This is a genomic window from Cyanobacterium sp., assembly GCF_054166785.1.
Map to the genome: position 1 here is coordinate 1 of NZ_JBSZCP010000046.1, position 20,847 is coordinate 20,847.

At 39.2% G+C, this 20,847-nt stretch carries 19 protein-coding genes and 1 pseudogene; 10 read left to right on the forward strand and 10 right to left on the reverse strand.

The window, feature by feature from the left end:
* Window positions 1–148: 148 nt before the first annotated feature.
* Window positions 149–868 (reverse strand): FHA domain-containing protein, encoded by a 720-nt coding sequence (locus ACXITR_RS09625; RefSeq protein ID WP_457997015.1) that lies wholly within the window; start codon window positions 866–868, stop codon window positions 149–151.
* Between the two features lie 60 nt (window positions 869–928).
* Entirely contained in the window at window positions 929–2,137 is a 1,209-nt protein-coding gene (locus tag ACXITR_RS09630; RefSeq protein ID WP_457997016.1) for an ATP-grasp domain-containing protein, read from the reverse strand.
* Between the two features lie 106 nt (window positions 2,138–2,243).
* Here ACXITR_RS09630 and mazG point away from each other — a divergent pair, with 106 nt between their 5' ends.
* The 8 genes from mazG to crtR all read left to right on the forward strand — a co-directional run bounded on the left by mazG (window position 2,244) and on the right by crtR (window position 10,717).
* A complete protein-coding gene (gene mazG, locus ACXITR_RS09635; RefSeq protein ID WP_457997017.1) occupies window positions 2,244–3,050 on the forward strand; it encodes a nucleoside triphosphate pyrophosphohydrolase in 807 nt (268 codons plus the stop codon).
* A 40-nt stretch (window positions 3,051–3,090) separates the two neighbouring features.
* Window positions 3,091–4,170: an RIP metalloprotease RseP gene (gene rseP / locus ACXITR_RS09640; protein WP_457997018.1), complete on the forward strand. Its 1,080-nt coding sequence runs from the start codon at window positions 3,091–3,093 to the stop codon at window positions 4,168–4,170.
* Window positions 4,171–4,336: 166 nt separating this feature from the next.
* Window positions 4,337–4,936, forward strand: a complete 600-nt coding sequence (locus tag ACXITR_RS09645; protein WP_457997019.1) for a superoxide dismutase — start codon at window positions 4,337–4,339, stop codon at window positions 4,934–4,936.
* 146 nt (window positions 4,937–5,082) lie between these two features.
* Window positions 5,083–5,841: a hypothetical protein gene (locus tag ACXITR_RS09650; RefSeq protein WP_457997020.1), complete on the forward strand. Its 759-nt coding sequence runs from the start codon at window positions 5,083–5,085 to the stop codon at window positions 5,839–5,841.
* Between the two features lie 115 nt (window positions 5,842–5,956).
* On the forward strand, window positions 5,957–7,882 hold the full coding sequence (locus tag ACXITR_RS09655; protein WP_457997021.1) for an FAD-dependent oxidoreductase: 1,926 nt from the start codon (window positions 5,957–5,959) through the stop codon (window positions 7,880–7,882).
* 125 nt (window positions 7,883–8,007) lie between these two features.
* Entirely contained in the window at window positions 8,008–9,141 is a 1,134-nt protein-coding gene (gene cofH, locus ACXITR_RS09660; protein WP_457997022.1) for a 7,8-didemethyl-8-hydroxy-5-deazariboflavin synthase subunit CofH, read from the forward strand.
* Entirely contained in the window at window positions 9,141–9,485 is a 345-nt protein-coding gene (locus ACXITR_RS09665) for a hypothetical protein (RefSeq protein ID WP_457997023.1), read from the forward strand. The genes cofH and ACXITR_RS09665 overlap by 1 nt, the downstream gene beginning before the upstream one ends.
* Window positions 9,486–9,832: 347 nt before the next feature.
* Window positions 9,833–10,717 (forward strand): beta-carotene hydroxylase, encoded by an 885-nt coding sequence (gene crtR, locus ACXITR_RS09670; protein WP_457997024.1) that lies wholly within the window; start codon window positions 9,833–9,835, stop codon window positions 10,715–10,717.
* A gap of 243 nt (window positions 10,718–10,960) precedes the next feature.
* Here crtR and ACXITR_RS09675 read toward each other — a convergent pair whose 3' ends face one another.
* Window positions 10,961–13,213: a heavy metal translocating P-type ATPase gene (locus ACXITR_RS09675; protein ID WP_457997025.1), complete on the reverse strand. Its 2,253-nt coding sequence runs from the start codon at window positions 13,211–13,213 to the stop codon at window positions 10,961–10,963.
* 315 nt (window positions 13,214–13,528) lie between these two features.
* On the opposite strand from ACXITR_RS09675, the gene ACXITR_RS09680 reads away from it, so the two are divergent.
* Window positions 13,529–14,704, forward strand: coding sequence for a transaldolase (locus ACXITR_RS09680; protein ID WP_457997026.1), 1,176 nt, complete (start codon window positions 13,529–13,531; stop codon window positions 14,702–14,704).
* 61 nt (window positions 14,705–14,765) lie between these two features.
* On the opposite strand, the gene grxD is transcribed toward ACXITR_RS09680, so the two are convergent.
* The 4 genes from grxD to ACXITR_RS09700 all read right to left on the reverse strand — a co-directional run bounded on the left by grxD (window position 14,766) and on the right by ACXITR_RS09700 (window position 17,515).
* Window positions 14,766–15,089 (reverse strand): Grx4 family monothiol glutaredoxin, encoded by a 324-nt coding sequence (grxD, locus tag ACXITR_RS09685; RefSeq protein ID WP_446683707.1) that lies wholly within the window; start codon window positions 15,087–15,089, stop codon window positions 14,766–14,768.
* 87 nt (window positions 15,090–15,176) lie between these two features.
* Window positions 15,177–15,431 (reverse strand): BolA family protein, encoded by a 255-nt coding sequence (locus ACXITR_RS09690; protein ID WP_446683706.1) that lies wholly within the window; start codon window positions 15,429–15,431, stop codon window positions 15,177–15,179.
* Between the two features lie 100 nt (window positions 15,432–15,531).
* Window positions 15,532–16,305 carry an imidazole glycerol phosphate synthase subunit HisF gene (hisF, locus tag ACXITR_RS09695; RefSeq protein ID WP_457997027.1) on the reverse strand — a complete coding sequence of 258 codons (774 nt, stop codon included), beginning with the start codon at window positions 16,303–16,305 and terminating at the stop codon, window positions 15,532–15,534.
* Window positions 16,306–16,420: 115 nt separating this feature from the next.
* Window positions 16,421–17,515 (reverse strand): ABC transporter ATP-binding protein, encoded by a 1,095-nt coding sequence (locus ACXITR_RS09700; protein ID WP_457997028.1) that lies wholly within the window; start codon window positions 17,513–17,515, stop codon window positions 16,421–16,423.
* Window positions 17,516–17,555: 40 nt separating this feature from the next.
* Here ACXITR_RS09700 and galE point away from each other — a divergent pair, with 40 nt between their 5' ends.
* Window positions 17,556–18,536 (forward strand): UDP-glucose 4-epimerase GalE, encoded by a 981-nt coding sequence (galE, locus tag ACXITR_RS09705; RefSeq protein WP_457997029.1) that lies wholly within the window; start codon window positions 17,556–17,558, stop codon window positions 18,534–18,536.
* Window positions 18,537–18,634: 98 nt separating this feature from the next.
* Here galE and murD read toward each other — a convergent pair whose 3' ends face one another.
* The 3 genes and pseudogenes from murD to ACXITR_RS09720 all read right to left on the reverse strand — a co-directional run.
* Window positions 18,635–19,993, reverse strand: a complete 1,359-nt coding sequence (gene murD / locus ACXITR_RS09710; RefSeq protein ID WP_457997030.1) for a UDP-N-acetylmuramoyl-L-alanine--D-glutamate ligase — start codon at window positions 19,991–19,993, stop codon at window positions 18,635–18,637.
* A 43-nt stretch (window positions 19,994–20,036) separates the two neighbouring features.
* Window positions 20,037–20,615, reverse strand: a complete 579-nt coding sequence (locus ACXITR_RS09715) for an RDD family protein (protein WP_457997031.1) — start codon at window positions 20,613–20,615, stop codon at window positions 20,037–20,039.
* Window positions 20,616–20,765: 150 nt separating this feature from the next.
* A pseudogene (locus tag ACXITR_RS09720) lies at window positions 20,766–20,847 on the reverse strand (IS200/IS605 family transposase); the annotation flags it as partial.

Genomic DNA, 20,847 nt, shown 5'->3' on the forward strand with positions numbered 1-20,847 from the left:
ATAATGGGTCGAATTTTTCACACCAACGATTAAAACATGGTGGCATGGACGAAGACGTTGTTTCTTTCATAATGACCTAATGTTGTCACTCTGTCTACTTTTATTATTAGTTTACCTTACTTTTCTGTTTAAGTACCGCTAATCCGCTTTATTCCGTAGGGGTATAAACTATATTTTCTACCTCTTGAAAAATAAGTTTTAGTTGGTTTGTTTTTCCTAGCCTAATTTCATCACCAATTTTGATTTTTTGACGGTGAATATGACCACTTTTAACCTGTTTATCATTTAAAAAAGTACCATTAGAACTCCCGGCATCTTCTAGGTAGTAGGTTCCTGAATCGATGTGAATGATAAAATGAACCCTGGAGACAATATCGCTATGGGGAAGCCCAGAGAAGTCTATGTCTAGGTTAAAAGTCTCGTTATATCTACCACAATAGAATATTTTTTTATCATCAGAAAATATAAAACGTTTATTCGTATCAGGATTAATTAAAACGAGGCTTTTTTTATTTACCGAATTACCAACCCTCACATCAATGATGGTGCGAGAGTTAGAGTCATCAATGGTGGTGTCTAATTCTGTGGGAATATTCCAGTTAGCAATGGTAGGTATATCATCCTCATCTTCATTATCAGATTCTGGGGATAAAGTATTTTTTACTTGTCTGATAAATTTGTCATTGGTGTTAATTTCTGTGATGCTCTCGTCTTCTGGGTATTGAATTTCTCGTTTTTCACCCATTTCTAAGGCGGGGTTAACGATGGGATTAGGTAAAGTGAGTTCTACGGAATTACCGCAAAAGGTACAAAATTTACTATCTTGTTGGTTACTGTGTCCGCACTGTGGACAAATAATAAATGTCATGAACTATTGCCTATGAACTAATGGGCATGGGAATATATTATTAATTTTAGTATTTTTATTTTAAGAAATTTTGTTTCCTATTATATTAATTATTGTGATGGGTAGATTCTGAAATTGATTATTTAGTTTGTCTCCTTTGGTTTTGACTATCCAATCTATTTTTCCTAGGGCAAGGAAGGATTTATTTTGGGGAGATTCTGAGGTTTGAAATCTTGTGCCTGTGGGGCGATCGCCCCTTTCATCATTTTTGTTTGACCAGTGGGAAAAATCGGAGGGGTAATATTTTGAAATTACTTGTATGAGACGATAGTTAAATTGATGTTCTAGGGGTAAATCAACTAATACTTTTGTGATATTGTTTCGCTTAATTATTTTATAAAATATTTTATTAATTTGCTCTGAAGTTATTTTATTGTAATCTTTTTCGATAATAAAACAAGTATTAATATTATTTTTATTTACAATATTTGTTGTATTATTCATGGTGAAAATAGCCTTATCTATACTTGCAGAAATAAGAGCTATATTGGCACTATTATTAATATTAATCTGAGAACAAAATGACCTATGAATGGAAGAAGAAATATCCACATTTGTATCCGAATTTTGAATCGGTTTAATTAAATCTAATAATTCTGGGTGACGAGGTAAACCATAATCATTAACTCGAATTTTACCATCAAGGGCCATTACCGCCCCATCATGATTGATGCCGAGGGGATTTATCTCAATCATATCCAAATCTTGCTCGCTAAATAGCTGATACATCTTGTTGATAATATCGCTGACAGCGTTGATAGTTTTACCCTTTAAGCCCATTTTTTTTGCTAGACGGCGACCATAGAAAGGAGAATAATCATCTTCTACGGGGCAGGATACAAGGCTGGTTAATAATTCCTCAATGTTTATTCCCCCTTGGGCAGAGCCAAAAATGACGGGTTTTTTGAGTTTGTAGTCGAGCATGATGGCAAGAAATATTTCCTTTTGGGTGTTATATTTACTCTCCGCCAAAATTACCTTGGGATATTCTTTTTCGATGGCAAGACTGAAAATAGACTGACAAGCGGCGATCGCATCTATGGTATTATTAACAAACTTAACTCCCCCTAGTTTGGCTCTACCACTAGCCATCACCTGAGACTTTAACACCACAGGATAGGGAATTTGGAGACTTTTTAATTCACTGGCACTGGATAACGGTTGGGAAGGTAACACGGGGATACCTACCTGTTGAAATAATTTTTTTGCTTGATATTCTAATAAATCCATGGATGCTGATTTGCAATGACCCAACTACTAATATAATCGAAACTTCAGGTAACAAGGGTATCAACCCCATAAATGTTAATAATTTTTTACCGCTAATCAACAAATTATGAACTCCTTTCAGACTAATCAAAAAATTTTGATTGCCCTTGATAAATTAATTCAAGTGGTAGCTAAATTGCGATCGCCCCAGGGGGGTTGTCCGTGGGATTTAGCCCAAACCCAAAAATCTTTAATACCCTACATCATAGAAGAAGCCTACGAGGCCGTAGATGCCCTAGAATCGGGGAATCAAGAAGCCATTGCTGATGAATTGGGAGACTTGTTATTACAGGTAGTTTTACAAGCCCAAGTGGCTCAGGATGAGGGTAATTTTGACTTGGAAAAAGTAGCTCAAAATATTACCGAAAAACTAATCCGTCGCCATCCCCACGTATTCGGCGATGTAAAGGTTGATAGTACCGAAGAAGTTCATCAAAATTGGGAAAAAATTAAAGCACAGGAAAAACCAGAATCAGCCCTATTAAGCCAAAAATTGACCGATTATCACCGTAGCCTTCCCCCCCTCATGGCCAGCGAAAAAATATCAAAAAAAGCCGCTAAAGCTGGGTTTGAATGGGAAAATGTGCAGGGGGTGTGGGATAAATTTGAGGAAGAATTAGGGGAGTTTAAAGAAGCCATTGAAGAGCAGGATATGACTCACGCCCAAGAGGAGTTGGGGGATTTACTATTTACCATTGTCAACATAGCTCGGTGGCACAAATTAGACGTTTCTAGGGCGTTGCAGGGAACAAATAAAAGGTTTATCCAACGGTTACAGCTTATGGAAAAGTATGCCGATAAATCCTTGTCAGAATACAGTATTGATGAGCTAGAAACCCTTTGGCAAAAAGCAAAAAAGCAACTGAACAGCTAAACTAGAAAAGAATGTCCATATAGATAATCATATAATTAATATGTCAGTACTAGCGGCGATCGCAGTTTTAGCACTTTTAATCGTAGTCCACGAACTAGGACACTTTGGAGCAGCGAGATTACAAGGAATCCGAGTAAGTAAATTTTCCATTGGTTTTGGTCCAGTGTTAGCCAAGTATGATGGTAAAGAAACCGAATATGCCATCAGAGCATTTCCCCTCGGTGGTTACGTTGGTTTTCCCGATGATGATCCCGAAAGTAATGTACCCTTAGATGATCCCGATTTACTCCGTAATCGTCCTGTGTTAGACCGTGCGATCGTCATTAGTGCTGGGGTAATCGCTAATCTCATTTTTGCATACTTTCTCCTCGTAGGTCAATCCCTCACCGTCGGAGTCCAAGACATTAACTTTCAACCCGGGGTACTAATTCCCGAAATCCTCAGCGAAGTAGAATCCCCCGCCCAAAAAGCAGGATTGCAAAGTGGAGATGTCATCTTAAAAATTGAAAACCTTACCCTGCCTACCTCCCAAGAGGCGATCGACATTTTACGCAACAGAATCCAAGAATCTCCCAATCAAAGTTTAGAATTTACCATTCAAAGGGAAAACCAAACCTTTAATATTCCCATCATCCCCGAAGCAGGAGACAACGGCAAAGGAAAAATAGGAGTAATGCTATCCCCCAACGGAGAATTTACCCGCCGTAAACCAGATAATATCATCGAAGCCTTTACCTTTGGCGCTCAACAATTTGAACGTTACACCAAACTAACCATCCAAGGATTTGGGCAATTAATCACCAACTTTCAAGAAAATGCCAATCAAGTAGCCGGCCCCGTTGCCATCGTTGCCGTAGGCGCCCAGCTAGCCAAAAGTGACATAGGCAATTTATTCCAATTCGGTGCGCTAATCAGTATTAACCTTGCCGTCATCAATATTTTACCCCTCCCTGCCCTAGACGGTGGACAACTAGCATTTTTACTTTTCGAGGGCATTTCAGGCAAACCCCTGCCCAACAAACTCCAAGAAGGCATCATGCAAACAGGTTTAGTATTATTACTCGGCTTAGGAATATTTCTGATTCTCCGAGATACCCTTAATCTAGCCTTTTTCAATTAGCCAATTTAGCGTTGCTTATGAAAACAGGCAGTTACGCTCCCCCTCCCTTGACAACGATCGCCCTTAGATGATAATTTGGAAATGACAAACTTAAGAATGATTCTTAAAAACAATAAAAGTTTGTTAAGATTTATTATAGAAGTAAACTACGGCAATAAAAAATAATATGGCTTACGAATTAGCACCTCTTCCTTACGACTACAGTGCCTTAGAACCTTGTATCTCTAAAAGCACCCTAGAATTTCACCACGACAAGCATCACGCCGCTTATGTCAGTAAGTACAACGATGCCGTCAAAGGCACCGAATTAGAATTAAAACCTATCGAAGAAGTAATCAAAAGCATTGCAGGGGACGCTAGTAAAGCAGGTGTATTTAACAATGCCGCCCAAGCGTGGAATCATAGCTTCTACTGGCAGTGTATGAAGCCCAATGGTGGTGGCACCCCCACTGGAGAATTAGCCGCTAAAATCGATGCTGACTTCGGTAGTTTCGACAAATTTGTAGAAGCATTCAAAGCAGCAGGGGCAACTCAATTTGGTAGTGGTTGGGCTTGGTTAGTATTAGACAACGGTACTTTAAAAGTAACCAAAACTGGCAACGCAGACAACCCCATCACCGCAGGGCAAACTCCCCTCCTCACCATGGATGTATGGGAACACGCTTACTACCTAGATTATCAAAACAAGCGTCCTGCTTACATTGATGATTTCTTAGGTAAATTGGTAAACTGGGATTTTGTCGCTCAAAATCTAGCTAACGCCTAAGACTTAATTCTCAGAACATTTTTACTAATTATTTAATGAATTAGCAAGAATTAATCAAGAATAAATAATAAGATAGAGGGAAAATCGCACCGAAACGACTATATTAGTGGTGTTTGATTTCCCTTTTTCTTTAACCAAAATCATCTATGAATAGTAATATTGTCTTAACCAGTAAACTAATTACCATCGATCACGGTCAATATATAGTAAAGGTAAAAGCAACACAAGAAAACAAAATCCTCGGTAGCGCCCTAGCTAGCGCCCATACGGTAGAAGAAGCTGAAGATAAAGCCCGTGAAAGAGTTTTGACACTCATAAACAAAGCAACTATTCCTTCCCTTTCTCAAAATATTACCATTCCCAAAAAAAATACCTCCAATTCTTCCCCATCTCCCAAAGCAACTACGACTCCAGCCATAGCTGAAGAAAAAAAATCCTCTTCTACCATCCCACCTCAAAAAAAAGAAAAACCAACACCATTTCCAGAGCCAGAATTAAATCCTATTGCGCCCCAAGAGACTATCATTCCTGAAACTACTAACCCCATTCCTCTCCAAGAGACTATCATTCCTGAAACTAATCCCATTACCGAAACCATTATTTCAACTAATCAAGAAGTAGAGTCTGAAAAAACCGTCTCTGACACTCCAGAATTACCTTTATCCTATCAACCAGAAGAAGAAAAACCAGAACCAATTATCTCCCCCTCAAATAACAATTTTGATTTGAGTGATGCCGTTGATTTTAGCCAAGTAATAGATCAAACTACCATAGAATTAAAAAGATTAGGTTGGACTCAGGAAGAAGGTAAAAAATATTTACTTGAAACCTATGGGAAAAAATCCCGTCATCTATTATCAGACGAAGAATTAATCGAATTTTTAACCTATTTACAAACTCAATAGCGTTAATAGCAAATTATCAAAGTTTTTTGAGAAATTCTCATTAATTTTTATCATTTGAATTTAATAATTTGGTAAAGTAATATTAAGTTTTTTAGTCATTATTTTCATTTTTTTCATGAATAGTCGTTTTTCCCGTCGCAGTTTATTAAAATTTTTTGCCTTCAGTAGTATTCTCGGACTTGTCGGTTATTCTAGGGTAGCAAAACCACAGCCAACCATCCATAAAGGAGATACCCTAGATTTACCTCGATATTTAACCAAAAAAAAGAAAGTAGTTGTCATTGGTGGAGGTTTAGCGGGGTTGGCTTCTGCCTATGAATTAAGCCAAAGGGGTTTTATCGTTACGTTGCTAGAAAAATCGCCCCAATTAGGCGGGAAGATTGCTAGTTGGGATATTCAGGTAGGGGATGAAAAGTTTAGGATGGAACATGGTTTCCATGGCTTTTTTCCCCAATACTATAATCTTAAAAGCATTGTTAGTGAGATAAATATTACTGACAATTTTAAATCCCTTGACTTTTATTCCGTGGTGTTTAAGGATAATCAATATAAGCCTGAGAATTTTCGCCCCAGTCATTCGGCTTTTCCTTGGAATATTGTTGATTTAGCCATTTCCAGTGATAACGCTCTCCATTGGGGAATTAACTTGGCAAATCCTGAACATTGGCGGGTTTTTAGGACGATTGCGGGGTTTAAAATTCCTAATACTTACAATGAGTTAGATAATATTTCCGTCAAAGATTGGGCGGCGAAGGGCATTCCCCAAGGGTTATTTGATTTATATTTTTTACCTTTTGCGAAGTCTTCTCTCAATGCCCCTGATATGCTTAGTACGGGCGAACTAATGCAGTTTTTCCATTTTTACTTTTTTGGTAATCCCGAAGGGTTAGCGTTTAATGGCACTGTGGATGATATGGGTACGAGTTTGGTTAATCCTATCGCGCAGACTATCATTGATAATGGTGGTACCGTGGTAACGGAGGCGAATGTTAGTAAGATAAAGTGTGATGGGGATAAAATTACTTCCCTCGAATATTATCAAGGGCAAGGGGAAAGTAGTGTTCCTTTTTGGGTCAGTGCCAATCCTTTATTGGAAGATGAGCAATATAATTATTATGGTGCGGGTGATCGCCTCTTTGCCGTTACCAAGGATACAAAACAAGCAATTTCCCTCAGCTGTACCCATCAAGGATGTACCGTTAATAAACAAGAAGATGGTAAATTTTTATGTCCTTGCCATTCCGCCCTCTACGAAAATGATGGAACATTACTACAAGGCCCTGCTAAACGTAGTTTAAACACCTATACCGTCATTGCACAAAAAGATGACCAAATTCAACTCATCGCCAATAACGGTGACGATAACCTCAAACCTGAAGTGTTAGAAGCTGATTATTTTGTCATCGCTGCCGATGTGCCGGGGGTAAAACACCTATTCAACCTGATGGAAGTAGATGGGGATACCTGTGGCACTACCCAAGCCCAAGTTGAACAACTGCCATTGTCTGATCCCTTTGCTGTGGCTAGGTTTTGGCTAGATAAAGACTTTGATTGGGAACATAGTAATTTCGCCTCATTATCAGGATACTCCCTCACCGACAGCATTTGTTTATATCACCGCATCCAAAATGAATATATCGCTTGGGCGCAGAAAACAGGGGGAAGTGTAGTGGAGTTGCATTCCTATTGTTACAAAGAAAAAGAATTTCCAACCCAAGAGTTAATCTTGGAAACCTTTGAGAAAGAATTAAGAGAAATTGTTCCAGCCCTAGAAGATGCCAAAATACTCCATAAACAACTGGTAAACCAGAAAAACTTCTCAGGGTATCCCCCCAATAGTTTTGAGCAACGCCCTGTTACGGAAACCCAACTTAAAAACCTTATGTTTGCAGGGGATTGGGTAAAAATGCCTTTTCCTTGCGGTTTAATGGAAAGGGCTATTAGTAGTGGTTTGTTATCGGCTAATGGTATTCTCCATCAAGAGGGTTTGAAACGCAGAGATTTATTATCGGTTAATCCTTCTGGTTTATTAACTATCTAGGGTTGATAAAAGGTCAAAGGTTTGGGTTATAAAGCAAGGTGTTGAGGTACGAGGCAAGGGGTTTAAACCCCTTGTTAAAACCTAGGTCTAGTTATAAAAAAATATGGAATTACTATATTAAAGTGATGCTGAATGATAATAATTCTGGATATGAAAAAAAAGAACTTTTAAACATTTTAAAAAATTATCAAAATATTAACCTTGATAACTTACAAAAAAAAGCAGATTATTTAAGAAAAAAACAAGTCGGAGATACGGTTACTTATGTAATAAATAGAAATATAAATTTTACAAATATTTGTGAGCAACATTGTAGTTTTTGTGCCTTTAGAAGGGATGAAAATGAGGAAGGATCTTTTTGGTTAGATATTGAAACTATTTTAAGCAAATGTCAACAGGCTATAGATTTAGATGCCACAGAGATATGTATGCAGGGGGGGTTAAATCCTTACGCTCAAATTCAAGGAAGTAGTTTAAAGTATTATTTACAGCTAATTAAAAATATTAAAAATAATTTTCCTCAATTACATTTACACGGATTTTCACCCCAAGAAATTGAATTTGTTGCCCGTCAAGATAACCTGAGCTTTAGGGATGTAATCATCGCTTTTCGAGATCATGGTTTAGGCTCCATGCCTGGTACTGCCGCAGAAATTTTAGATGATAGGGTAAGAAAAATTATTTGTCCTGAAAAAATAAATAGTTCCGTATGGATGGAAATTATTTCCACCGCCCATCGTCTCGGGGTACCCACCACTAGCACCATGCTATGCGGACACATCGAAACCCCAGAGCAACAATTAAAGCATTTATTTAAAGTGCGATCGCTCCAGGAAACCGCTATCATAAACGATTATCCAGCCAAAATAACCGAATTTATCCTACTGCCCTTCGTGGGAGAAGAAGCCCCCAAACCCCTACGCCACAGAGTAGGCAGAAATCAACCCGATTTAAAAGCTACCCTAGTATTAACCGCCGTCTCCCGTATAGTATTGGGAGACATCATTTCCAACCATCAACCCAGCTGGGTAAAACTAGGACTAGAAGGCGCATTACAAGCCTTACAATGGGGCTGCAACGACATTGGCGGTACCCTCATGGAAGAACATATTACCACCATGGCAGGGGCAAAAGGAGGTACCTGTTTAGAGGTTAAAACCATTCAACAAGCCATCTCCTCTATCCATCGTCCCCACAGTCAAAGAAATACTCTCTATGCAACAAATTTGATAAAATTTGAAAAAAGAGTGAAAATCTGATGATCAATAAATATCTATTCCCCTCCGCCGTAGTGGTTGTATCCATGGTGTCATCCTGTGCTTTGATAAGCCCTGAAAGAGCCATAAGAGGACGTTGGACAGAGGTAGGGGCTTCTAACAGCCACATGGAATTTTTTGCAGACGGTACTATCTCAGGCGCAAGTTACGGTATCAGCTACAGTGGAGATTATGAATTTTTAGATCGAGAAACTGTAAAAATTAATGTCGGGGGTGCCATAGGTGCTTTTGCTGGACCATTAGTTCTCAAAATATCCATCGAAGGAGATGAAATGACCATGAGTAATGCTAGCGGTAATGTTACCTCCTATAGAAAACAAAATTAACCATAAATTTTTTTTAAATGGTCTATCACAAATAGCATAAAATAGCTTTTTCGGCTTAGCAGTTCTGAAGAAAATAGCGATCATAACTGAAAAATAATTAACGTCCTAAGTAGTATAATGTGTCTGCCTAAAATAAATGCTTTAGTGCATCTGATACTCTATTTTTTGTGATGAAAGTATTGACAAAATTAAAAACAAAAAAAAGTTAGCTATCAAGCAAAGGATTATTACTATCAGTAAGGGCGATTTGTGCCTGAAATTAATTTACAAAACTTTACGGAGTAGTCAAAAATATTGTAAACTACCACAAGGAAATAAATTATAAAAGGAAGGAGAAAACATCAGCAATGCAGTCGTCCGCATCTGTATTGAAAACAACAATACCAAAAGAGTTTTTAAAAGCACCCGATGGCTTTAACCCTAATGTCATTATGTTTATCTGTGCAATTTTACTAATCACTACATCAACTTGTGGTTATTTTTTATGGGGTTTTCCGGGCTGGGCTTGTTTTTGTGCCAATGTTTTAGCCTTGCATATCTCCGGTACTGTAATCCATGACGCTTCCCACAACAGTGGACACCGCAATCGTATTATAAATGCTATTTTAGGTCATGGCAGTGCTTTAATGTTGGGTTTTGCATTCCCCGTATTTACAAGGGTACACTTACAACATCATGCCCATGTTAACGATCCTGAGAATGATCCTGATCATTTTGTCTCTACGGGAGGTCCGTTATGGATGATTGCCGCTAGGTTTTTTTACCATGAAATATTTTTCTTTAAACGCAAGTTGTGGCGTAAGTATGAGCTTTTGGAATGGTTTTTAAGTCGTCTATTCCTATTCACCATTGTTTTTTTGGGAATTCACTATGGTTTTATTGGCTATGTGATGAATTTTTGGTTTGTACCAGCTTTGGTGGTGGGCATTGCATTAGGACTATTTTTTGATTATTTACCCCATCGTCCTTTTAAGGAAACCAATCGATGGAAAAATGCAAGGGTTTATCCGGGTAAAGTGTTAAATGTTTTAATTTTAGGACAGAATTATCATTTAATTCATCATCTCTGGCCTTCTATTCCTTGGTATAAATATCAATCTGCCTATTATGCGGCAAAACCCATTTTAGATGCTAAAGGTTGTGATCAATCTTTAGATTTAATGAATGGTAAAAATTTTGGTAGTTTTCTTTATGATCTTTTCCTTGGTATTCGTTTTCACGGAAAACACTAGGTAATTGATAATTGATAATGAAGAATGGATAATTAAGGGGTTTTCTTAATTTTCGGTGTCGAATTCGTAATTTTGTTGTTTTGCCCCCTAAATCCCTACCTTTTTGCCTTCGGTATCTACCCTTGAAAGGGGAAGAAGAAGACTATAAATGATGGATATTGTTTGTTTTCGTAGGTTGTTGGCAAGATTGTTTTTTAGTTTGTGGAGTGGCAAGGGGTTTAAACCCCTTGTTTTTTTATTGTCCTAAAGTTTGGTTTTACGGAGTCTCAAGGCATTGGTAACTACGGAAACGGAACTAAATGCCATGGCGGCCCCTGCAATAATGGGGTTTAATAGTAGTCCGAAGAAGGGATAAAACACCCCCGCTGCTACGGGAATTCCAATGACGTTGTATATGTAGGCAAAGAAAAGGTTTTGTTTAATGTTTGCCATGGTTGCTTTGCTTAGTTTTATGGCGCTGACGATGGTTTTTAAATCCCCTGAAATTAAGGTAATATCGCTAGAGGCGATCGCCACGTCTGTCCCTGTACCAATGGCAAAACCTACATCCGCTTGAGCTAGGGCAGGGGCATCATTAATACCATCCCCCACCATCGCTACTAGATGACCTGTTTTTTGCTGTATTTCACGAATTTTGTCAGTTTTATCCTCGGGGCGTACATGGGCAAAGAAACGACGAATACCCACTTCGGAGGCAATTTTTTCGGCGGTGCGTTGATTATCCCCCGTTAACATGATCACCTCTAAACCTTGTTTTTGCAGTTGTTGCACCGCTTCCTTGGACGTTTCCTTAAGGGCATCAGAGAGTGCCATTAAGCCCTCAATTTCTTGATCAATGGCTATCCATGCGTTAGTCTTCGTAAATACCTCCTCTGGGGCAATATTTTCTAACTTAAGCGTATCAATACCCAACTCCTCAAACCATTTTTGAGTACCCACTTGGATAAAATGACCATCAATAAAACCTTGTACCCCACACCCTGAGATGGCTTCAAAGTTTATGACCTTCTCATCAAGGGAAATTTCTTGTTTTTGAGCATAAGTCACAATAGCTTCTGCTAGGGGGTGTTCGGAATTTTTTTCGAGGGTTGCCACCTGCTGTAAAATACTTTGTTCAAAGGCACTACCTTTAAGGGTGATAAAGTTGGTAACGACGGGTTTTCCTTGGGTTAAAGTACCTGTTTTGTCGAGGACGATGGTTTTGATGCGGTGGGCTAACTCTAAACTCCCTGCATCTTTGATTAAGATACCCTGTTTTGCTCCTAATCCCGTACCTACCATGATTGATGTGGGGGTGGCTAAACCGAGGGCGCAAGGACAAGCGATAATTAATACGGTAACGGAGGCAATGAGGGCAAAGGTAAAGTTACCGCCCATTAACCACCAAGCAAGGAAGGTAATTATGGCAATTATAATCACTACAGGGACAAACCATGAGGTAATTTGATCGGCTAATTTTTGGATGGGGGCTTTACTGCCTTGGGCTTGTTTCACCAGTTCGACAATTTGAGCTAAAACGGTGTCTTTTCCTACCCTTGTGGCTTTGAATTGAAAACTACCTGTTTTGTTGATGGTAGCACCAATTACTTCTTCCCCTTCCCGACGGCGCACGGCTTCGGATTCCCCTGTCACCATGCTTTCATCGATGGATGATTCTCCTTGGGTGATGATGCCATCTACGGGAATTTTTTCCCCGGGGCGTACTAAGATAATGTCATCTAGTTGTACTGTTTCGATGGGAATATCTTGCTCTTTTCCGTCTTTGATTACCCGAGCGGTTTTTGCCCCTAGTTGCAAGAGTTGGGTAATGGCTTCGGAGGTTTGTCTTTTGGCTCGATGTTCGAGTAATTTTCCGAGGAGGAGGAGGGTGATAATGACGGCGGCGGTTTCGTAATATACCATGGCATGGATGCCTTCTCTTTCGATGACTTCGGGGAAGAAGGTGACGAATAGGGAATAGAAGTAAGCTGCCCCTGTGCCGAGGGATACAAGGGTGTCCATGGTGGCGCTACCGTGGCGGATAGATGCGATCGCACCTTGCCAAAAGGATTGTCCGCACAGGAATAAAACGGGGGTGGCTAAAACTAGCTGTAATAAAGGGCTTTGAAACCACATGGGAATAAAAGGTATGTCTAGCCCTGTCATCATCGGTAATGATGAGATCATCAAAATAATACTGATAACTGTACCGATAATTAATCTATTTAATAATATCTTCTCATGACGTTTGTGGGCGATCGCCTCTTGTTCGGGATTTATGCCATCAGGGGGCAATGGAAAAGCCTGATAACCAGCATTTTGTACCGCTTTAATAATATTTTTGAGGGTGGTTTGTTGAGGGTTATATTTCACCGTCGCTTCCGCAATAGCAAAATTAACCATACATTCCTCTACCCCTAAAACCTTATTGATAGAACTTTCAATTTTTCCCGCACAGGCTGCACAGCCCATGCCCTCTAGTTTAAGGGTTTCTTTTTCCTGTACATTCCTAACCATTACTTACTTACTCTTGTTTTTGCTCACTCATTTCAGCGTAAACTCTCTAGTGGACTGCATGGTTTAGTTTTTTTTACAAAACTTAATTTTTGTAAGGGTAGGGAATAAGCAATGGGCAATAGAGAATGGTGAGAAGAATTTATTTTTTGAGGTTAAATTACACATCGCTGATGGGAAAAAGTAACTCAGCCTTAATTATCAATCGTTCTCCCTTTTGTTTTTGTTGCTAAGATCAAAAAGACAAACCCGAAATATATACTCACATAAATTTACGAGTAGCAATATTTGGTCAAAAAAACCCCATAGGAGGAAAAAATGACTAATTTATTAGAACAATTACGCCAATATACCATCGTAGTAGCCGATACAGGAGATATAGGGGCGATCGAAAAATTTACCCCCAGAGATACCACCACCAACCCATCTCTGATTACCACCGCTGCCCAGATGGCAGAATACCAAAGTATTGTCGATGATACCCTAGTAAAAGCCAGAGAAGAATTAGGGGAAAAAGCCCCCGTCGAAAAAGTAATTAAACTCGCCATTGACTGGTTAGCCGTATCCTTTGGTACCAAAATTTTAGAAATTGTACCGGGTAGAGTTTCCACCGAAGTTGATGCTCGTCTATCCTACGACACAGAGGGTACTATTGCCAAAGCTCGTTATCTTATTTCCCTTTATGAAAAAGCAGGCATTGATAAAGAGCGAGTGTTAATTAAAATTGCGTCCACTTGGGAAGGTATTAAAGCCGCAGAAATACTTGAAAAGGAAGGCATCCACTGTAATTTAACTCTCTTATTCGGTTTCCATCAAGCGGTAGCCTGCGCCGAGGCAGGAGTAACCCTCATTTCTCCTTTTGTGGGTAGGATTCTTGATTGGTACAAAAAAAATACTGGGAAAGAATATACAGGAGCAGATGATCCGGGGGTACAATCAGTTACAGAGATATATAACTACTATAAAAAATTTGGTTATAAAACCGAGGTGATGGGTGCTAGTTTCCGTAACATTAGCGAAATTACCGAATTAGCAGGATGTGACTTGCTGACTATCTCTCCTCAACTATTACAAAATCTCAAAAATACTGAGGGAGAATTACCCCGTAAACTATGCCCAGAGGTTGCTTCTTCCCTTGAAATCAAAAAAATTACCGTTGATAAAGCTACCTTCGATGAAATGCACGATAAGGACATCATGGCCAATGATAAGTTAGATGAAGGTATTAAAGGATTTACCAAAGCCCTCGAAACCCTTGAAAGTTTACTCACTGCCCGTTTAGCGAGAATTGAGGGTAATGATACATTAAACCATGCCATCGAAGATATATTTCATGTCTATGATTTAGATGGAGATGGCTTTATCAGTAGAGAAGAATGGGCAGGGGCAGATGCCGTATTTGATGCGATGGACATTAACCATGATGGTAAAATCTCCCCCGATGAAATGGCTTCTAGCCTTGGGGCAGTCGTTTATCTCGCCAAAGCTAGTTAACCATAGTAGGGTGGGCAATGCCCACCGAAACCATAACTTTCAATTGTCAATCGTCAAGGGTTTATGATGCCAAAGCAACTTCAATCATTTGTTGCAATTCACCGCTTTGATAGAGTTCAATTAAAATATCGCTTCCCCCTACCAGTTCACCATTAACATATACTTGGGGAATGGTGGGCCAGTTAGAATATTCTTTAATTCCTTGACGAATATCATAGTCAGCCAAAACATCAAAAGTTTCAAAAGGTACACCTAAAGTATTTAAAATTTGTACCACATTGTTAGAAAAACCACATTGGGGCATTAATTTATTACCCTTCATAAAAACCACAATGGGGGAACTTTGGATAATTTCGTCAATACGTTGTTTTAGTTCAGGTGTCATAGTTGTGTTATTAAATAATTGGTCAAAGTAATTGATTCAAAAGGTAGTGTTATTTTCTCAAACTGAAAAACTTAGAACAAGTAATACTTATTTACTAGCTGTTGCCCATGTTTCGGGGGTGAAAGTTTTGAGGGCGAGGGCGTGGATTGCCTCAGATTGTAATTGAGAATTTAAAGCACCATAAACTAGCTGATGTTGTTTAACTCTGGTTTTTCCTTCAAATTCTTGAGAAATAACGATCGCCTCTAAATGGTCTCCTCCCCCTGTCAAATCCCTTACGACAACCTCTGCATCAGGTAATTGAGACTGAATCATTTGTTTGACTTGTTCCAAACTGACCATAGATTCTACTGTGATTTAATGAGTATGCAAAAAAAATAAATAGCAAATATTTTCACTACTAAAATCTATTATATCACTCCCATCTACCAAGATTTTATGATTAATGGAGGTTGCGGACGGGAATTTTTTGACCACGGAGATAGTCTTTTATTTCTCCTACGGTTAATTGCCCATAGTGTAATAGGGATGCAAGGAGGGCGGCTTCGGCTTTCCCTTCACTGAATGCTTCGTAAATATGGTGGCAATTTCCTGCCCCTCCCGAAGCGATAACGGGGATTTCTACTCTCTGGGCGATCGCCCTTGTCAACTCCAAATCATACCCCCCCTGGGTGCCGTCAGCGTCCATACTGGTAACAAGTAACTCCCCTGCCCCCCTTTTAGCCACCTCAGAAGCCCACCAAAGAGCATCGATACCCGTGTTTTCTCTACCCCCACGCACATAGACATCCCAACCCGGGTTATCAGGATTTTCCCTCTTTCTTGCGTCAATGGCTACCACAATACATTGACAACCGAAGCGATCGCTGGCACGATTAATAAAATCAGGATCTTTTACGGCGGTGGAATTGATACTAATTTTGTCTGCCCCTGCCCTCAACAAATCTTTAACATTATCAAGGGTTTTGATGCCTCCTCCCACGGTTAAGGGGATAAAAACTTGCTCGGCAGTGCGATAAACTACATCAATGATGGTGTCTCTGCCCTCATGGGTTGCGGTAATATCTAAAAAAACTAACTCGTCTGCCCCAGCATCATTATATACCTTGGCTAACTCCACAGGATCTCCCGCATCCTTTAAGTCCACAAAATTAACTCCTTTTACCACTCTTCCTGCGTTGACATCTAAACAGGGTAATATTCTTTTGGCTAACATAAAATTTTAAAATAATAACTAATCGTTAATATTAATGTACAATCCACGGTGCATTAAGCTCAATGAAAAGTAAGGTATTAATTTAGGTTTGATCTTTTCTTTTCTACCTTCTCAATCAAATTGTTGATACTTTTTCCCCCGTAATGGTATCAAAAAATAGAATTTTGTCTTCATCTAATTGAACCAAAATAACATCATTAACATCAATATTATAATTAATAGGTAGTTGAAAACTTAGGGGAATATTACTGTGCAAAATCGTTCCTCTGACTAACATTTCTTTCCCTAAAGGCTCAATAATATCGATCTTAATTTTAAGATTATTAATAGAATTTTCTGGGGTATTAATTGTTATAAATTCAGGACGAATACCCAAATCCCAACTTTTTTTTGAGTTTAAAGGAAACTTTTGTAAGATATGAGGAGATAGACTTAAAAACTGTGTTTCACCGATTAATAATTTTTCTTCGGTATGGGTAACGGGAATAATATTCATGGGAGGACTGCCCAGAAAAGTAGCTACCATACGATTAGCTGGACTATTGTAAATTTCCTTTGGAGTGCCTATTTGCTGTATTATTCCTTGATCTAATACTACAATGCGATCGCCCAGAGTCATAGCTTCCACTTGATCATGGGTAACATAAATAGTAGTAATACCCACCTGCTGATGGAGTTTTTTTAATTCCGTGCGAGTTTGTTCCCTTAGTTTAGCATCAAGATTAGATAAAGGTTCATCGAGTAAAAAGACTTGGGGTTGCCGAATAATTGCCCTACCTAATGCCACCCGTTGTTGTTGTCCCCCCGATAGTTGTTTGGGTTTACGCCCGAGAAGATGATTTATGTTAAGAATTTGAGAAACAAAATTAACTTTTTCCTCGATGATGGAAGGGCTAACTTTACGCATTTTTAAACCAAAACCCAAATTTTGAGCCACCGTTAGATGGGGATATAGGGCATAGTTTTGGAATACCATCGCCACATCTCTTTCCCTCGCTGGTATTTGGTTTACCAACACATCATCAAAATATAAATTTCCTCCACTGATAGCCTCTAAGCCCGATATACTCCTGAGAATTGTTGATTTTCCGCACCCAGAGGGCCCTACTAATACCCATAATTCTCCATCAGGAATTTCAAAACTAATATTTTCGACGATGGTAGTTTGATTGATTTTTCGGCTAATGTTATCTAGTTTTACTTTTGCCATTTTATAATAAAAAAGTTGTTTAATAAACGGTCAAAAATCTATGGCAATTTTGGTAACGGGGGGCGCTGGTTATATTGGTTCTCATACGGTAAAGTTATTGAAAGATCAAGGATATGAGTTAATTGTTTTAGATAATCTAGTCTATGGTCATCAAGATATAGCAGAAAAACTTGACGTTAATCTTATTATAGGGGATTTGGGCGATCGCCCCTTACTAGATAAACTATTCCAAGAATATGCCATCGAAGGGGTAATCCATTTCGCCGCCTATGCCTATGTAGAGGAATCCATGAAAAACCCCGCCAAATATTATCAAAATAACGTAGTATCCACCCTCAACCTCCTCGAAGCCATGGAATCAGCAGGGGTGAGAAAGATGGTATTTTCTTCCACCTGTGCCAGTTATGGAATGCCTGAAACGATTCCCATTCCCGAAACCCACCCCCAAAATCCTATCAATACCTATGGTTATACCAAATTAGTCATCGAAAAAATGTTAGCAGACTTTCAACGAGCCTATGGTTGGGAATATGTAGCCTTTCGTTATTTCAACGCCGCCGGGGCAGATCCGGATGGTATGATTGGGGAAGATCATCATCCAGAAACCCACCTTATTCCCCTGGTTTTATACACAGCCCTAGGGAAAAGAGATAGTATCACCATTTTTGGGGATGATTATGATACCCCCGATGGTACCTGTATTAGGGATTATATCCATGTTACCGACTTAGCCCAAGCCCACCTTTTAGGGTTAGATTATTTATTACAGGGGGGCAAAAGTAACATCTTTAACCTTGGGAATGGTAGTGGTTTTTCCGTCAAAGAAGTTATTGAGGCTACTAAAAAAGTTACTCAACGAGATTTTAAAGTGGTAAAGGGCGATCGTCGAGTGGGAGATCCACCTATACTGGTAGGAAGTAGTGCTAAAGCCCATCAAATCCTTAATTGGCAACCCCAATACCCCGACATTGAAACCATCATCCACCACGCATGGCAATGGCATCAGCAAAGACACGGGTAATGAGTAATGAGTAATGAGTAATGAGTAATGGGAATTTCCTGCCCACTATCCACTATCCACTTCCCACTTACCACTGCCCACTTCCTACTTTTTCAGCATTAATGAGAATTAACTAAATTGCGGAAGTCTTCCCCTCGTTCCTCAAAACTGTTATATTGATCAAAACTAGCACAGGCGGGGGAAAGTAACACCACTTTCGAGCAGGTTTCCTTCGCTAACTCTTGGGCTTTAACAATGGCATTACCCATATCACCCACTTTATAAAAATAGTTATACCCTTCCTCTTCTAAACGAGAGGCAAACAAATCCGAGGCTTCCCCTATTAGTAATACCGCTTTACACTTCTGCTTAATGACATTAATCCAAGCCTTGTCATCCCCTTCCTTGGCTTTTCCTCCAGCGATGAGAATAACGGGAGATGCTACAGACTCTAAGCCCACTTGGGCGGCATCATAATTAGTTGCTTTACTATCATTAATATAATCAACTCCGTCAATGGTTTTGATTAACTCTAGGCGATGGACTACCCCAGAAAAAGAAGTGATGGTATGGGCGATCGCACTTTTGCTCACCCCTGCTAATTTAGCCGCCGCCACCGCCAATAATAGATTTTGTTGATTATGACTTCCCACCATTTTAAACAGTGATACGGGGGCAATCAATTCCCCAAAAGCCACAATCCAGCTATCTTGAAGAAAAACTCCCCGACTCTCATCCCCCAGTAAAAAATCTTTTCCCCTTACACTCGTCCAATAAGCATTTTTCCAATCCCTTTCCAAACCTAAATTGCGTATATAGGCATCATCACCATTAAAAATTTTGCTCTGGGAGCGTTCCAAAAGTTGAGCTTTAATGGAACAATAGTTATTCAGGGTTTTATGACGTTCTAAATGATCAGGAGTAAAAGTAGTCCATACTCCTATTTTAGGAGCTAATTCCACACTAGACTCAATTTGATAACTACTAATTTCTGCCACTACCCATTCAGGGGGATTATCCAAAGATTCTAATGCCAACTCCGAAGCCGCATAACCAATATTTCCACAGGCACAAACATTGATATTACCAGCCTTCAACATCGCCTCAATTAATGCCGTGGTAGTAGTTTTACCATTCGTGCCAGTAATGCCAATCCATGGAGAAGAGTTGAGGTAACGCCATGCCAATTCCATCTCTCCCATGGTAAGAATACCTTTTGCCCTTGCTTCTTGCAAAATAGGAATATCCCAAGGGACTCCCGGGCTAACCACAATTAATTCGGGAAGATTATCAGAATTTAGGGGGAGATTTTGCCCTAACTCCACAGTGATATTTTCTTGGGCTAAATTTTGTTTTATTTGACGAAAACTATCCGATTCACGGGCATCATAGATGGTTACTTCCTTGCCTACTTTTTTGAGTAACTTTGCAGCGCCGATACCTGATTTGCCTAAACCGATAATCTCTACTTTTCCCATGCAAGTGATAATGGTACGATGTCAACTTTCTGATTGTATCGTTTTATCTGACCTTTTTCTTATTTTTCTGCCATGCTTTTTGAGCTTCTTTTGTCCATTTTTTGATGCGTAAATCGAGGGAATATCCTCTTTTTGTTTGTATTATGATAGTGTTGGCAATGCGATCGTGAAATGCTTGATTGTAGTCTTCATCGGTAAGGGCGGTAAAACCATCGATAATTATGGGGGCTAAAAACAATAGCAGGGAGATAAAATTTTGAAAATTAATTTTTAACCCTATCATTGCTAAAAATGACACTATGCTTAAAATTAGTTCCCTTTTTGTGAGGTTAAGAAGAGATGGACGACGACTCAATTTTACATCTATTATTTTTAAATCAAAAGCCCATTTACCCAAACTTTGACCTTGATTTTTATCCACCACAATCACCCTTAAAACTAACCAAAGTAGTATAAAAACCAAAAATTCTGCAAAAACATCACTCACTAAGGAAGAAATTAGCCATACCAAGACAAAATCCACTAAAAAAGCGTATGCTCGTCTTTCTGGAGGGGCTTTTGGTTTTCTCCTTACTAAGGATTCTTCTTGATACATGGTTAGAATATTTTCGTTACTTGCCATGTATTAAGTATAGGCGATTTTTCCATGGCTAGATACTGGGTATTCGATGGGTTATTTTTCTCTGGTTTTTGCTCAATAAGGGTTGAACGTCCGTTGCGACAGTCTCCAATCTCAGCATAGCGGATTGGGGAAGGATAGCAACACCCAATTTTATTTCCCTCCTTCCTGATTCTTTATGTACTGTTTGAGCTTTTCGATAGTAGCTCCCCCTGTACTGGAAACATAGTAAGAG